Source organism: Mesorhizobium sp. P2_B11 (assembly GCF_056404855.1).
The window spans coordinates 461574-476003 of the sequence record NZ_JBFUDF010000002.1; the positions used below are offsets into that span (position 1 = coordinate 461574).

The window sequence follows — 14430 nt, forward strand, 5'->3', positions numbered from 1 at the left end:
ATCGTACGGATTTCCGCCCCAATGCACCGCTGTTTTATGCTAGGCTTCGATCTCGATCATGGTTGATGGTTCGTTAACGAAGCCACGCATAGAGTCGGGCTTCAATGGCTGACAGCAGGGAATCAGGAACGGGCTACCGGCGCGCGCGCTGCGGCATCGCTGTCGCGGTGCTGTTGCTGTCGCTTGGGTTTGCGCGGGCGCAGAGCGCGCTCGACATCGCGCCCGATCCCGATCAAAGCCGCGCCGAGTATGAGAAGGTTTCGGCCGAGATCACGCTGTCGGCGGAGCGGCTTGCCAAGCTTGCCGCCGATATTGCGGCCGTCAAGAAGGACCATGCCTCGATTACCGCGGCGCTGATCCAGTCGGCGATGACCGAGCAGAAGCTCGGCCAGGACATCGAGGATATCGGCGCCAGGCTCGAAGGCCTGAAGGGCGAGGAACAGAAGATCCGCGTCTCGCTGGCGGCGCGGCGCGACGTGCTTGCCGAGGTGCTGGGCGCGCTGCAGCGCATGGGGCTCAATCCGCCGCCGGCGATCCTGGTCAAGCCGGAAGACGCGCTGTCGTCGGTGCGCAGCGCCATCCTGCTCGGCGCCGTGGTGCCGGAACTGCGCCAGCAGACCGACAAATTGCTGGCCGACCTTAGGGAACAGTCGCGGGTGACTGCCTCGATCGAAGCCGAACGGACGCGGCTGACGGCGGCGGTCGGCGAACAGACGGCGGAGAAGAAACGCCTCTCCATGCTGCTCGAGGCCAAGCAGAAGCTTGAGGAGGACACCTGGACCGCGATGGCGGCCGAGAAGAAGCGATCGCAAGAGCTTGCGGCCAAGGCCGGCAGCCTAAAGGAGCTGATCGCTTCGCTCGAGGCCGACAAGAGCCGCAAGGCGGCGGATGCGGCCAAGGCAGGCGAACAGAAGGCGGCCGACGGCGACAGGCCGGACGCGGACACAACGGCGTCGACCGAGCTCGCCTCTTTGCCGGTGCCGGAAGGCAACCGCCTCACCGCCTCGGCGCCGTTTTCGGCGCTTCAGGGTCAGGTTTCGCTGCCGGTCACCGGCAAGATCAAGCGCCGTTTCGGGGCCGATGACGGTAACGGCGCGGTGATGCTTGGCGACATGGTTGCGACACAATCGGGAGCCATCGTCACGGCACCGGCGGACGGAAATGTGCTTTATGCGGGGCCGTTTCGCTCCTATGGTCAACTCTTGATCCTCAATGCGGGAGACGGCTATCATGTCGTCCTGGCGGGGATGAGCAGAATCAGCGTCGCGTCTGGCCAGTCGGTGCTCGCAGGAGAGCCGGTCGGCGCGATGGGAGAGGCCCGGGTGGCAAGCACCTCGGCCTCGAAGAATGGAAATGCCACGCCGGAGCTCTACGTCGAGTTCCGCAAGGATGGAAAACCCGTCGATCCGACCCCATGGTGGGCGGACCGCTTCTCTGGAAGGACGTGAAATGATGCGGAAACTGTCGCTTCTTATTGCCGGTGCGCTGATGGGCGCGTCAGCGATGAGCCTGGTCTATGGCGCGCCCGGCTCGACGGCGAACGCTGCAGGCTCCGAAACCTACAAGCAACTGGCGATCTTCGGCGACATTTTCGAGCGCGTGCGGGCGCAGTATGTGACGCCGCCGGACGACAAGTCGCTGGTCGAAAACGCCATCAACGGCATGCTTGCTTCGCTCGATCCGCACTCTTCCTACATGAATGCCGAGCAGGCGCAGGACATGCGCGTGCAGACCAAGGGTGAGTTCGGCGGCCTCGGCATCGAGGTCACCATGGAGAACGACCTGGTCAAGGTGATCACGCCGATCGACGATACCCCGGCTGCCAAGGCAGGCGTGCTGGCCGGCGACTATATCGCCAAGATCGACGGCCAAGAGGTTCGCGGCCTGACGCTCAACGACGCGGTCGAAAAGATGCGCGGCCCGGTCAACACGCCGATCAAGCTCACCATTCTGCGCCAGGGCGCCGACAAGCCGATCGAACTGACGGTCGTGCGCGACATCATCAAAGTCAAGGCGGTCAAGTTCCGGGTCGAGAACGACATCGGCTACATGAAGATCACCTCCTTCACCGAAAAGACCTATGACGACCTCGAGAACGCCATCGACACCATCAAGAAGCAGGTGCCGAACGACAAGCTCAAGGGCTATGTGCTCGACCTGCGCCTCAATCCGGGCGGCCTGCTCGACCAGGCGGTGAGCGTGTCCGACGCCTTCCTCGACCGTGGCGAGATCGTCTCGACCCGCGGCCGCGATCCAAAGGACGTCACCCGCTTCGACGCCAAGGCGGGCGACGACATCAACGCCAAGCCGCTGATCGTGTTGGTCAATGGCGGTTCGGCCAGTGCTTCGGAGATCGTTGCCGGCGCGCTGCAGGACCTGCGCCGCGCCACCGTGGTGGGCACGCAGTCCTTCGGCAAGGGCTCGGTGCAGACCATCATCCCGCTTGGCGAGAACGGCGCGCTGCGCCTGACGACGGCGCTCTATTACACGCCCTCGGGCAAGTCGATCCAGGGCAAGGGCATCACGCCCGACATCAAGGTCGACCAGCCGCTGCCGCCCGAACTGCAGGGCAAGGACCTGACGCGCGGCGAATCGGATCTCAAGGGCCACATCAAGGGTGCCGACGAGAGCGATACCGGTTCGGGCTCGGCTGCCTATGTGCCGCCGGATCCGAAGGACGATCTGCAGCTCATCTACGCCGAGCAGCTGCTGCGCGGCCAGAAGACGGATCCGGCGTTCCCGCCGAATCCGGAGAAGGCCGTGCTCAACCAGTAAGGCGGCTCTGGCTGCCCGATCGAAGCAATGCAATGCTGCCGGGACCGCAAGGTTCCGGCAGTTTGATTCGGGGGATCGGCGGGGCGCCGCGCCCCAAAAAACGGCGCCGGGGAAGGCGCCTAGAGTTTGGAATTTTGCGCATGGCGAAAAGTTTCGCCGATCATGCGCACGGGGATGCGGCTTGGCTGACATCGGCAAAGACATAGAACGCCCACTCGGACAGACCGCCCGGCCGCGCGCCGCGTCGCGCAGGCTGAGCGCCGGTGCTGTTGCCACCACGCTGGTCGTGCTGGCCGCGCTAGGCATTTCCGGCGCGATCGCGCTGCGCGAAAAGCCGTTCCGCAAGCCCGAACAGGCGGTGGTCTCGACGCCGAAGGTGACGGCGGCAGCGGAGCCCGCCGCAGCGGCGCCAACTGCCGCGCCCGCCGCGCCGAAGGCTGAAACGCCGCCCAAGGCAGCCGGGCCGCAGATCATTCATGTGCAGACCCAGGAGGGCGACAGTCCGCCAAATGCTGCCATCGTCATTCAGGACCCGTCGACGATCGGTCAGAATCTGAAGGTCGCGCATATTCCCGACAAGGCGCTAATCGAGGCCAGCGACACCGGCCCGCTGCCGGTCCGCGCCGCCGACGGGCGGCGGCCTTTCGATGTTTATGCCAGGCCGTGGTCAGGTTCCCGCGGCGCCCGCGTGGCGATTGTCATCGGTGGGCTTGCGGTGTCGCAGACCGGCACGCAGGCGGCGATCGCCAAGCTGCCGGCGGAAGTGACCTTGGCCTTCGCGCCGCAAGGCAACAGCATCGGCCGCTGGATGCAGGCGGCACGGCAGAGCGGTCATGAGGTCGTCATGCAGGTGCCGCTCGAACCGTTCGACTATCCCAACGTCAATCCCGGCCGTAACACGCTGACGGTGACGGCAAGCCCGGACGACAATCTGAAGAGCCTGCGCTGGGCACTGTCGCGGACCACCAACTACACCGGCGTCATGAACTATATGGGCGCGCGCTTCTCCGCCGACGCCACCGCAATGGGACCGTTCATGGCCGAACTCGGCAAGCGCGGCCTTGCCTATATCGATGACGGCTCGTCGGCGCGCAGCCTTGCGCCCGATCTGGCCCTGAAGGACGGCGTGCCGTTCGTCGCCGGCGATATGGCAATCGATGCCGTGCAGGATCGCGGTGCCATCCTGAAGAAGCTCGATGCGCTGGAAGCGACCGCGCGCGCCAAAGGTTCCGCCGTCGGCATAGGTTCGGCCTTCGACCTCACCGTCGACACGGTTGCGGCGTGGGTGCTCGAAGCGAAAAAGCGCGGCATCGAGATCGTGCCGATCTCGGCGGTGGCCATCGACCCGCAAAAGAATTAGCGCTATCTGCCGCACCGGCGCGAACTCTGGAAAACGGCTGGACCTGACAGATGGCTAAAAAGATCGATCCCGAAACGCTGCCCTATCGCCCCTGTGTCGGGCTGATGATCCTCAACGGCGACGGCTTGGTCTGGGTCGGCCACCGCATCGCCGAACCGGACAGCGAATTCGCCGGCACGAAACAGCTCTGGCAGATGCCGCAAGGCGGCATCGACAAAGGCGAGGAGCCGCTGCAGGCGGCCGGGCGTGAGCTCTATGAGGAGACCGGCATGCGCTCGGTCACTCTGCTCGCCGAAGCGCCGCACTGGATCAACTACGACCTGCCGGCCGATCTCGTCGGCATCGCCTTCAAGGGGCGTTATCGCGGCCAGACACAAAGATGGTTCGCCTACCGCTTTCATGGCGAGACCAGCGAGATCCAGATCAATCCGCCACCCGGCGGCCATACCGCCGAATTCGATGAATGGGCCTGGCGGCCGATGCAGGACCTGCCCGACCTGATCGTGCCGTTCAAGCGCAAGGTCTATGAGGACGTGGTGGCGGCGTTCCGGCATCTGTCGGCGTAGAGCTGCCGCCGGCGTCGAGTGCAGCGGCCACGGTTGCCGCGTCGGGGCGGCGGCCCTATTGATGGTTTGATGCAACAAGGGGCTGGCATGAGCAACGCCGCCGAAGGGTCTTTCCCCGAACCTGTCGACACTGCCGGCGAGCCGGTCAGCGAAGCGGCGGCCGGCGCGATTCTGACCATCGACCTTGGTGCCATCAGGGAAAACTACCGGCGATTGAAGGCGCAACTGGGCGGCGTGCGGTGCGCCGGTGTCGTCAAGGCCGACGGTTATGGTCTGGGCGCAGCGTCAGTCGCACGGGCGCTGACGGCCGAAGGCTGCACGATCTTCTTCGTCGCGCTTCTGGCCGAGGGTCTGGCGCTGCGCAAGGCTCTCGGACCCCAACCAGTGGTGCATGTTCTCAACGGCCTGCCGCCCGGTTCGGAACCAGAAGCGGTTGCGGCGGACCTTGTTCCCGTCATTAACAGCGCTGGCCAGCTCAAAGCCTGGGGCGAAGCCGCTCATGCAGCCGGACGCAAGCTGCCGGCCGCCATCCAGGTCGACAGCGGCATGTCGCGGCTCGGCATGGCACGTGCGGAAGTGGAAGCGATTGCTGCTGATCCGCATGCCTTCGACGGCATCGTCGTTACCCTCGTCATGAGTCATCTCGCTTGCGCCGACGAGCCGGAGCATCCGGCCAACGAGCGGCAATGGCTGGTCTTCGAACGGCTGCGCAAGATGCTGCCCGAGGCTCCCGCCTCGCTCGCCAATTCCTCCGGCATTTTCCTCGGGCCGGCCTTTCATTTCGACCTCGCCCGCCCGGGAGCCGCGCTCTATGGCATCAACCCGATGCCGGGCGAACCGAACCAGATGCTGCCGGTGGTGCGGCTGCAGGCCAAGGTCGTGCAGACGCGCAGCCTTGAAAGCGGGGCGGGCGTCGGCTACGGCCATGCGTTTCGCACCAGCGGTCCGTTGCGGGCGGCGACAATCTCGCTGGGCTATGCCGATGGTTGGCACCGGCGCGCCGCGTCGGCCGCCTGGTTCGAAGGTGTCAGGCTGCCCTTTGTCGGTCGGGTGTCGATGGATTCGATCATTCTAGACATTTCGGCGCTGCCGCCCGGCCGGCTGCGCGAGGGCGACCTTGTCGAACTGCTGGGTCCGTCGCAGAGCGTCGATGACGCCGCCGGCCATGCCGGCACTATCGGCTATGAAATCCTGACCAGCCTCGGCCCCCGCTTCCATCGCCGCTATGTCAACGGCTAGAAGCGGCCCCTTGGCGGACGCCGCAAAATCCGGCAGACAAGAGACGTCGGCCTTCTGACAGATGGCGTCTTGGAGAGTGATGCGATGAAGATCTTCGTGTTGGGCGGCGGCGTTATCGGGGTCACCACCGCCTATTATCTCGCCGAGGCCGGCCACGAGGTGACGGTGTTCGACCGCCAGAAGGGGCCGGCGCTGGAAACCAGCTTCGCCAATGCCGGCGAGGTGTCGCCCGGCTATGCCTCGCCCTGGGCCGGTCCCGGCATACCGCTGAAAGCGATCAAATGGCTGTTGATGAAGCATGGCCCGCTGGTGGTGCGGCCGGCCTTCGATCCGCATATGTGGACGTGGCTCATCAAGATGCTGCGCAATTGCACGGCCGATCGCTACGCCATCAACAAGGCGCGCATGGTGCCGCTCGCCGAATACAGCCGCGACACGCTGAAGGCGCTGCGCGAGGCGACCGGCATCGCTTATGACGAGCGCACCAAGGGCACGCTGCAGCTGTTTCGCACGCAAAAGCAGCTCGACGGCACTGGCGGCGATGTCGAGGTGCTGAAGAAATATGGCGTGCCCTACGAGTTGCTCGATCCCGATGGCTGCATTGCGGCCGAGCCGGCACTGGCCGGCGTCAGGGAAAAGTTCGTCGGCGGCCTTAGATTGCCCGGCGACGAAACCGGCGACTGCAAGATGTTCACCGACCGGCTGGCCGAGCTCTGCGTGGCGCGCGGCGTCACCTTCGAATACGGCACGCAGATCAGGCGTTTCACCAAGAACCGCAATCGCATCGTCAGCTTCGGCACCGACCAGCGCTCGCGCGCGGCCGACGCCTATGTGCTGGCGTTGGGCAGCTACTCGGCCCGCTTCATGCGGCTGCTCAGGCGGCCGATCCCGGTCTATCCGGTCAAGGGCTATTCGATCACCGTGCCGATCAAGAATGCCGCGGCTGCCCCGGAATCGACGGTGATGGATGAAACCTACAAGGTGGCGATCACCCGGCTCGGCGACCGCATCCGCGTCGGCGGCACGGCAGAGATTTCGGGCTTCGATCTCAGGTTGCACGAATCGCGCCGTCGCACGCTCGAACATTCGGTCGGCGATCTGTTCCCGGACGGTGGCGACCTCAAGGCCGCGTCGTTCTGGTGCGGCCTGCGGCCGATGACTCCTGACGGGCCGCCGCTGGTCGGCCGCACCGAGTTCTCCAATCTCTATCTCAACACCGGCCACGGCACGCTCGGCTGGACCATGGCCTGCGGCTCGGCCAAGGTGCTGTCCGATATCATCTCCAGCAAGGTGCCCGACATCGATGTGCGAGAGCTGGGGCCGGAACGATATTTGCGGTAGGGCGGAGGGCAACTGCCCAAGTCATCCAACGCTGGCGGGACAGCACCCCCCTCTGGCCTGCCGGCCATCTCCCCCTCAAGGGGGGAGATTGGATTTCACTTCGGCTTTCGCCAATCGCAGATGCTGGTGAAGGATCGCCACCGAACGGCTCTTCTGGCTAGAACGCCTCCTTCACCCAGCCCTTCAAGAATAGCCATCGATAGGCCCAGGGTATCGTCACTTTGGTCGAGACCGGGTTCGAATGGGCGACATAGTCGTCATAGACCGGCTGCATCCTGGCGTAGAAGGCGGGGTCGAGCACCGTCATGCCGTTCTCCAGGTCGTGGAAGAAGCTGCGGTTGTTGAGGTTGACCGACGAGATCGTCACCAGCCTTTCGTCGATCATCATGATCTTGGAATGCAGCACGACATCGGGCGCCTTGAATTCACGGATGTTGATGCGGTCGCCATATTTCTCGACGAACAGCTTGTTGAGCGCGGTCAGCAACTTGCCGCCAATGTCGCCCTTGAGGTCGATGCGGCCGACAATGTCGATCCTGACCCCGCGCGCCAGCGCCCGTTCGATGGCCAGGCTGAGCTTCGGCGTCAGATTGAGGTAGGGATTGACGATCTCGATATGGTGCTCTGCGGTGTCGATCATCTCGACGAAATAGGTCTCCAGCGCGTGGTTGTCCTCATAGGGCACGGAGATGAAATGGCGCACCGTGCCTGACGGCCGTCGGCCGTCGGTGCGCAGCGGGATGGAGAAGGGCCTGATGATGTTGGTGTCGGCGTCGCGCAGCCACAAGGTCGAGAGATGCGCGGCCAGCGTCTCGACCGTTGCCGGATCGGCGAACTCGATGTCGAAATCGCTCCAGTTCGAATAGTAGTTCAACGAGAAGCCGTCGGTCTTGCCGTATTGTTCCAGGTTCGGATAGCGCGACAGGTCGATCGGCTTGTGGAACAGGAAGCCGTCATGGATGTTGCGGCCGCCGATGATGACGCGCGAGCGGGCGGGATCTTCGGCAAGCGTCGCCAGCATCTTGACGTGATGGGTCTTGTGCAACTGCGACAGCTGCTCGTCGATCGGCGCGCCCTGGTCGGCCCGCCAGCGATATTCCTGCAGCTCGACATTGGGATAGTCGGCAGCCAGCCGGTGCAGCAGCGCGTCGTCCTTGTCGCGCTCCAGCACGTCGGTCACCATGATGCGTACCTTGGTGCCGAGGGCGGCGTGATGGCGGATCAGCCGCTCGAGGACGCGGCCGGAAAAGTCGGCCTTGAATTCCAGCGACGACAAATAGATCAGCTTGAGTTTCGGCGCGCGCGAGAAGTCGAGCGGCAGTTCGGGGTCGGCCTTGTCGAAGGCGCTGTCGGGCAGCGGCGCGCCGAGCAGCGCCTCGACCTTGGCGTTGAAGCCGTCGCGGGACTTGCGCAGAAGGCGCGGTGAACCGAGCGGCAGTGAGCAGGTCTGCGACAGCCAGCGGCCGGCATAAAAGGCGCGGTCGAGTTCCTCCAGCCCGGAGGGATCGGGCACCGGACAGCGCTCGTAGCGGCTGTCGAGCGCGGCAATCGCCGGATAGGCGACCTCTTCGCGCAGGATGGTGAGCTGCGTTCCCGCCGGGGACAGGCTGGAGCTGAGCTTGAGATCGCAACGGTTCAGACTGTCACCGGGAAACAGGGAGACCGTGGCTGGCTCTTCTCCCGAAAGGTGGAAGCGAAACGGTGCGCCTGCGGTGAGAGAGCGCGAGCCGCCGCCGGCGCGGATTGCCAGCGCGCCATCGCAGGCGCCTGCCAGGTCGACCGCCTGCTTTCCCGACTGGCGCAGCACGATCTCGACCGAGCGCGCCTGCAGGCCGGAAAAGCTGAACGTCTTTGGCGCGGAAGGCCGGGCGGCGGCGTCGATATAGAGCGTCTGGCGCGACACGCGCCAGCGGCCGCCGAAATGGCCTTCGCCAGCCATGCCGCTCGCCGCCGGCATCTGTTCGGCGCCAACCGGCTTTGCCAGCTGTTCCAGCGTCCGATAGGTGGCCTGGAAATCGCTGTTGGCGATGGCGTGGCGGTCATGGCCGAACGGACCGGTGCCGTTCGCCCTGTCCATGGCGCCGATCTGGTTGTGGGCGAGCAGCGCCAGAAACTGTCTTTCATAGTCACTGGTATCGGCATCGCCGAAAAACGCGGCGGCGGCGGTCCGCGGCCCCGGCGTGCCAGCCGATAGCGACGGCCGCTCGCAATCCGTCGCGCCGGGGAAAAAATCGCAGCTGTGTTTGAGCTGACCGGCGCAGGCGGCGAGGGCTGCGAGCGCCAGCCCGGCGATCGCCAGGCAAATGGCGCGATTCATCCGGTCGCCCTGTTCATTGTCTTCAGTTCGGCCGGGTCGCGCGGCGGCAGGAAGCCTTGCGGAAAGACCTTGCAGACGGGAAGCGCGAAGGTGGCGATCAAAAGTTCGGCCTCGCCGCGCATCTTTTTCGGCGCCGTCCTGTCGTCGCGGATCGCCTTTGCCGAGGCGACGAGAGCGCCGTCGCAGTCGCAATGGTTGTGCCGCGCGATGTAGCAGGCGTCATGGGTCTGGCAAGCGCTGTCGAGCCGGTTGACCGGACGAGCCGACAGGTCGCCGGTGCGGGTGCCCGGGCCGCAATAATTGCCGAAGACGAAAGGCGAGGGGCGGGCCATCGCGGTGCGGACCGGCTTGGGCAATTCGGCTTCCGGAACTTCGGTCCATGGATTGGCGCAGGCCGAAAACACGACAAGTGGCAGGATGGCAAGAACGGCTCGCAATTTGATCCGTGCCAGCTTTGCAAAAACATGTCCCACCCGGCGCAGCCAGTCCTTATGTGATCGGCGACATCGCGCTTGCCGCCACACTGGCGGATTTTGTGGCAAGGAAAAGGCGGCGCGATCGTGGCCCGCGCGTGCTACGATCTGCCTCGATATGGATCGGTCCGCAAGGGTTGTCCGATGCGAGGGCTTAGGCGAGGGGAGCGGCAGTGATGCATCCTTTGTTTCCGGCAATGGCCGGCGGAATTCTGCTTAGCGTCCAAATGGGCCCTTACAAGGCTGTGCATGACACCGACAACGGCTTTTCACTGACGTTTCCGGGAGATTGGGGCATCGAACCTGTTACTGGCGAGGCGATACGCCTAAAGATAAAGGCCGGCGAGCTGATCTGCCAAGTGTCAACTTCCCTCTACGACAAGTCTGCGTCAGGCAAGCCTTCCGACCCGAAAACATTCATCGAGAAGGACTGGTCAACCGAGAACTGGAGGCAAGTGATCGGTACAACCTACAGCACCGCCAATTTCAGCAATGAAAGACTGGAGTGGTTTCCCGATGGCTACCCTGTGCGTGTGGCCGACGTGGATTTCACGCTCGGCGACAAGAAGTCCGGCCTACACGGCCATTCCAGGATTGCTTTTTCCATCCGCGGCGCACGCTTTGGTTATGTCAACTGCATGGTGATGGGTGAAAACGTGGAACGGGTGGCGGAGAAGTGGATATGGGTGGCCGGCCCGGCCTGGAAGGTGGTGAGTTCGTTTGTTCTCGAAAGGCCGTGATCCACTAGACAAACAGCCCGCGTTCGCGCTCCACCGCCTTGGTGATGAAGTTGGCGACAATCTGGACGCGGCGCAGCGGGCGGACCGATTCGTGATAGACCAGCCAATAAGCGCGGCGGATCGGCGCGACGATGTCGACGGGGATCAGTTCCGGCATCGAGCGGGCGACGAAAGTGTGCAGGATGCCGATGCCGGCGCCCGAGCGCACCGCTTCGGCCTGGCCAAGCGCTGAGGAAATGGCAAAACTGGTGCGCCAGTCCGGGCTGAACTCGGCGGCATAGTCGAGTGACGGGCTGACTATGAGGTCCGGCACGTAGCCGATCAATGTATGCTGGCTCAGTTCCGCTGATGTCCGCGGCAGGCCATGCGCCTCGACATAGTCGCGCGAGGCAAACAGCCCCAGCGTGTAGTCGACCAGCTTTCCCGCCACCAGCCTGCCTTCGCTTGGCCGCTCCACGGTGATGGCGATGTCGGCCTCGCGCCGCGACAGCGAGAAGGAGCGCGGCACCGGCACCAGCTGAATGGTCAGTTCGCGGTGCATCGCCGTCAGCTCACCGAGGCGGGTGGCGAGGAAGGCGACGCCGAACCCGTCGGGCGCGCCGATGCGCACGGTGCCCGAGATATCGTCACCTTCGCCCGACACGGTCGAGCGCGCGGCGATCATGTCGCCCTCCATGCGCTCGGCAATGTCGAGAAAGCGCTCGCCGGCCGGCGTCAGTTCGCTGCCGGTGGTAAGCCGGCGAAAGAGTTTTGTCCTGAGCGCATCCTCGAGCGCCGCGATGCGGCGCGAGACGGTGGCGTGGTTGAGCTCGAGGCGCTTGGCGGCGCCCAGGATCTGCCCGGCGCGGGCGACAGCGAGGAAGATGCGCACGTCATCCCAGTTCATCTTACCCTCCCCCTCCAAAGGACGGGCTAGACCCGTGGCTTGCCCCGGTCGGTCGATCCGCGTAGCGGAGCGGGGTGGGGGTGACGCCGGCGCCAGACCCCCACCCCGGCGAACGATCTCCGCTTCGCTCCGACCGCTCGCCGACCCTCCCCACAAGGGGGAGGGTGAAGGCCGGGTCCGGCAGGACATAGGGGGGTGTGAAGGAACTCAACCTGTTGTCCTTTTGCGAACGTCTTCAGATGTCATCATTTGCGGCAATTAATGCACACTCATCCTTCGTTGTCTATTTTCTGCACAACGGTTGCGTTCTCCCTCGCGTTGCCTTCGCCCGCGCAAAGGCGTTGAATGCATCATCACAAACTCAGGGAGAGAAATCATGATCGAATACGGTCATTTCATCGGCGGCAAGCATGTCGCCGGGACCAGCGGGCGCAAGCAGGACGTGATGCAGCCAATGGACGGCTCGGTGCGCGGCACGGTGGCGCTGGCTTCGCCGGCGGAACTGCGCGCGGCGGTCGAAAACGCCAAGGAAGCGCAGCCGAAATGGGCCGCCACCAACCCGCAGCGCCGCGTGCGCGTGCTGATGAAGTTTCTTGAACTGGTCGCTCGCGACTATGATGAATTGGCCGACATCCTGGCGCGTGAGCATGGCAAGACTATTCCCGACGCCAAGGGCGACATCCAGCGCGGCCTCGAAGTGGTCGAAGTCTGCATCGGTGCGCCGCATATGATGAAAGGCGAATTCACCGATGGCGCCGGTCCCGGCATCGACGTCTATTCGATGCGCCAGCCGCTCGGCGTCGTCGCCGGCATCACCCCGTTCAATTTCCCGGCGATGATCCCGCTGTGGAAGATCGCGCCGGCAATCGCTTGCGGCAATGCGTTCATCCTGAAGCCTTCGGAGCGTGATCCGGGCGTGCCGATGCGCATCGCCGAACTGTTCATCGAGGCCGGCCTGCCTGCCGGTATCCTCAACGTGGTCAACGGCGACAAGGACGTCGTCGACGCCATTCTCGACGATGCCGACATCAAGGCCATCGGCTTTGTCGGCTCGACGCCGATTGCGCATTACATCTATTCGCGCGGTACGGCGGCGGGAAAGCGCGTGCAGTGCTTCGGCGGCGCCAAGAACCATATGATCATCATGCCCGACGCCGACATGGACCAGACCGTCGACGCGCTGATCGGCGCCGGCTACGGCTCGGCCGGCGAGCGCTGCATGGCGATCTCGGTGGCGGTTCCGGTCGGCAACGACACCGCCAATCGGCTGATGGAAAAGCTGGTGCCGCGCGTCGAGAGCCTCAAGGTCGGCCCGTCGACCGATTCGGGCGCTGATTTCGGCCCGCTGGTGACACGCCAGGCGCTGGAACGCGTCAAGGGTTATGTCGACACCGGCGTCAAGGAAGGCGCCAAGCTGGTCGTCGACGGCCGCGGCTTCTCCATGCAGGGCTACGAGGACGGCTACTATATGGGCGGTTGCCTGTTCGACAACGTGACCGCCGACATGCGCATCTACAAGGAAGAGATCTTTGGACCGGTGCTGTCGGTGGTGCGTGCGCCGACCTATGAGAGCGCCATCAAGCTCGCCAACGACCACGAAATGGGTAATGGCGTTGCCATCTTCACCCGCGACGGCGACGCCGCGCGCGACTTCGCTTCCCGCGTCCAGGTCGGCATGGTTGGCGTCAACGTGCCGATCCCGGTTCCGATCGCCTACTACACCTTCGGCGGCTGGAAGGCGTCGTCCTTCGGCGACCTCAACCAGCACGGCCCGGACGCGTTCCGCTTCTACACCAAGACCAAGACGGTGACGTCGCGCTGGCCGTCCGGCATCAAGGATGGTGCGGAGTTCGTCATCCCGACGATGAACTGATCCATCAAGAGAGAAACCATAAAAAGGGCGCGGCTTCGGTCGCGCCCTTTTTGCGTCATGCGCCGATCTCCAATCGCTTGATCTGGTCTTCGGCCAAGGTGAAGTTGTAGTGGAGCGTCGCCGGGCTGCCCGGAAAGTTCCCTGAGACGAGACCGGCGATCCGCCACGCGTTGCCGTTAACCTTTGCGTCGGTGACGTCGACCGTCACCCGGTATTTGCGTGTCGTTGCATCCATCCAGTCGCGAATGGCGGCGGACCCCTGATGGACTTCGCCTTCGTCGCGAACCGTCGCATCCGGTGCGAAGGGGATGAGCATTGCGTAGATGTCGTGCTGGTTCTTGGCAGCAAAGTAATCGGCCAGCGGCTGAGGAAGTTTCACGGTCATGGTCTCGTCTCCGGTTGTCGCCCGCCGGCTTGACGTCGGAGGTGCTTGCTCGGTCTCTAAGGTGAGGTATGCTGCGGAAATGACAAGAACCGACGAAAAAGTAAGGTACTTACCCGAAAGTAAGGTTGGGGCTGAAAGCAAGGTTGAGCTGCTCACGCCGTCATCCGCGGCGAGCGGCGTCGAGAATGTGCTGCGCATCCTTGAAGGCCGCTGGAAGCTGGTGATCCTGTTTCACCTGTTCGGCGGCAAGGTGCTGCGCTTCTCCGACCTCGAACGGGCGATCCCGGCGATCTCGCAGAAGATGCTGATCCAGCAGCTCAGGCAGATGGAGGCCGACGGCATCGTGCGCCGTATCGTGCACCACCAGGTGCCGCCGAAGGTGGAGTACTGCCTGACCGACTGGGGCCAGTCGCTGTGCCCGGCGCTCGATGCGCTGTTGACGTGGGCGGCCAAGAAAGAACCTGTCGAGGGCTGA

At 64.3% G+C, this 14430-nt stretch carries 13 protein-coding genes; 9 read left to right on the forward strand and 4 right to left on the reverse strand.

Translation table 11 applies throughout. The features are described from left to right. The first annotated feature begins 104 nt into the window (after positions 1 to 104). From AC1DYJ_RS06585 to AC1DYJ_RS06610, 6 genes are all read left to right on the forward strand, one after another. Positions 105 to 1448 carry a murein hydrolase activator EnvC family protein gene (locus AC1DYJ_RS06585; protein WP_477286493.1) on the forward strand — a complete coding sequence of 448 codons (1344 nt, stop codon included), beginning with the start codon at positions 105 to 107 and terminating at the stop codon, positions 1446 to 1448. Between the two features lies 1 nt (position 1449). Then, positions 1450 to 2775 carry a S41 family peptidase gene (locus tag AC1DYJ_RS06590; protein WP_477286495.1) on the forward strand — a complete coding sequence of 442 codons (1326 nt, stop codon included), beginning with the start codon at positions 1450 to 1452 and terminating at the stop codon, positions 2773 to 2775. A gap of 181 nt (positions 2776 to 2956) precedes the next feature. Next, a complete protein-coding gene (locus AC1DYJ_RS06595) occupies positions 2957 to 4135 on the forward strand; it encodes a divergent polysaccharide deacetylase family protein (protein ID WP_477286497.1) in 1179 nt (392 codons plus the stop codon). A 50-nt stretch (positions 4136 to 4185) separates the two neighbouring features. Then, entirely contained in the window at positions 4186 to 4701 is a 516-nt protein-coding gene (locus AC1DYJ_RS06600) for an RNA pyrophosphohydrolase (protein WP_477286499.1), read from the forward strand. Positions 4702 to 4788: 87 nt separating this feature from the next. Next, positions 4789 to 5940, forward strand: a complete 1152-nt coding sequence (gene alr / locus AC1DYJ_RS06605; protein ID WP_477286501.1) for an alanine racemase — start codon at positions 4789 to 4791, stop codon at positions 5938 to 5940. Positions 5941 to 6024: 84 nt separating this feature from the next. Next, on the forward strand, positions 6025 to 7281 hold the full coding sequence (locus AC1DYJ_RS06610; RefSeq protein ID WP_477286503.1) for a D-amino acid dehydrogenase: 1257 nt from the start codon (positions 6025 to 6027) through the stop codon (positions 7279 to 7281). Positions 7282 to 7438: 157 nt separating this feature from the next. Here the strand turns inward: AC1DYJ_RS06610 and AC1DYJ_RS06615 are convergent, their stop codons facing one another. Both AC1DYJ_RS06615 and AC1DYJ_RS06620 read right to left on the reverse strand, forming a co-directional pair. Further along, a complete protein-coding gene (locus tag AC1DYJ_RS06615) occupies positions 7439 to 9598 on the reverse strand; it encodes a phospholipase D-like domain-containing protein (RefSeq protein ID WP_477286505.1) in 2160 nt (719 codons plus the stop codon). Further along, positions 9595 to 10035 carry a hypothetical protein gene (locus AC1DYJ_RS06620; RefSeq protein ID WP_477286507.1) on the reverse strand — a complete coding sequence of 147 codons (441 nt, stop codon included), beginning with the start codon at positions 10033 to 10035 and terminating at the stop codon, positions 9595 to 9597. The genes AC1DYJ_RS06615 and AC1DYJ_RS06620 overlap by 4 nt, the downstream gene beginning before the upstream one ends. Positions 10036 to 10247: 212 nt before the next feature. Between AC1DYJ_RS06620 and AC1DYJ_RS06625 the strand changes: the two genes are divergently transcribed. Beyond that, a complete protein-coding gene (locus tag AC1DYJ_RS06625; protein WP_477286508.1) occupies positions 10248 to 10811 on the forward strand; it encodes a hypothetical protein in 564 nt (187 codons plus the stop codon). Positions 10812 to 10815: 4 nt separating this feature from the next. Here AC1DYJ_RS06625 and AC1DYJ_RS06630 read toward each other — a convergent pair whose 3' ends face one another. Continuing rightward, positions 10816 to 11697: a LysR family transcriptional regulator gene (locus tag AC1DYJ_RS06630; protein ID WP_477286509.1), complete on the reverse strand. Its 882-nt coding sequence runs from the start codon at positions 11695 to 11697 to the stop codon at positions 10816 to 10818. Positions 11698 to 12073: 376 nt separating this feature from the next. On the opposite strand from AC1DYJ_RS06630, the gene AC1DYJ_RS06635 reads away from it, so the two are divergent. Then, a complete protein-coding gene (locus AC1DYJ_RS06635; protein WP_477286511.1) occupies positions 12074 to 13570 on the forward strand; it encodes a CoA-acylating methylmalonate-semialdehyde dehydrogenase in 1497 nt (498 codons plus the stop codon). A gap of 55 nt (positions 13571 to 13625) precedes the next feature. Here AC1DYJ_RS06635 and AC1DYJ_RS06640 read toward each other — a convergent pair whose 3' ends face one another. Further along, positions 13626 to 13955: a nuclear transport factor 2 family protein gene (locus AC1DYJ_RS06640; RefSeq protein ID WP_477286513.1), complete on the reverse strand. Its 330-nt coding sequence runs from the start codon at positions 13953 to 13955 to the stop codon at positions 13626 to 13628. Positions 13956 to 14034: 79 nt separating this feature from the next. Between AC1DYJ_RS06640 and AC1DYJ_RS06645 the strand changes: the two genes are divergently transcribed. After that, positions 14035 to 14430 (forward strand): winged helix-turn-helix transcriptional regulator, encoded by a 396-nt coding sequence (locus tag AC1DYJ_RS06645; protein WP_477286515.1) that lies wholly within the window; start codon positions 14035 to 14037, stop codon positions 14428 to 14430.

Excerpts from the sequence above, each read along its gene's own strand:
- AC1DYJ_RS06585 (WP_477286493.1), top strand. The coding sequence starts at position 105 with ATGGCTGACAGCAGGGAATCAGGAACGGGCTACCGGCGCGCGCGCTGC.
- AC1DYJ_RS06590 (WP_477286495.1), top strand. The coding sequence starts at position 1,450 with ATGATGCGGAAACTGTCGCTTCTTATTGCCGGTGCGCTGATGGGCGCG.
- AC1DYJ_RS06600 (WP_477286499.1), top strand. The coding sequence starts at position 4,186 with ATGGCTAAAAAGATCGATCCCGAAACGCTGCCCTATCGCCCCTGTGTC.
- alr (WP_477286501.1), top strand. The coding sequence starts at position 4,789 with ATGAGCAACGCCGCCGAAGGGTCTTTCCCCGAACCTGTCGACACTGCC.
- AC1DYJ_RS06610 (WP_477286503.1), top strand. The coding sequence starts at position 6,025 with ATGAAGATCTTCGTGTTGGGCGGCGGCGTTATCGGGGTCACCACCGCC.
- AC1DYJ_RS06615 (WP_477286505.1), bottom strand. The coding sequence starts at position 9,598 with ATGAATCGCGCCATTTGCCTGGCGATCGCCGGGCTGGCGCTCGCAGCC.
- AC1DYJ_RS06625 (WP_477286508.1), top strand. The coding sequence starts at position 10,248 with ATGCATCCTTTGTTTCCGGCAATGGCCGGCGGAATTCTGCTTAGCGTC.
- AC1DYJ_RS06630 (WP_477286509.1), bottom strand. The coding sequence starts at position 11,697 with ATGAACTGGGATGACGTGCGCATCTTCCTCGCTGTCGCCCGCGCCGGG.
- AC1DYJ_RS06635 (WP_477286511.1), top strand. The coding sequence starts at position 12,074 with ATGATCGAATACGGTCATTTCATCGGCGGCAAGCATGTCGCCGGGACC.
- AC1DYJ_RS06640 (WP_477286513.1), bottom strand. The coding sequence starts at position 13,955 with ATGACCGTGAAACTTCCTCAGCCGCTGGCCGATTACTTTGCTGCCAAG.
- AC1DYJ_RS06645 (WP_477286515.1), top strand. The coding sequence starts at position 14,035 with ATGACAAGAACCGACGAAAAAGTAAGGTACTTACCCGAAAGTAAGGTT.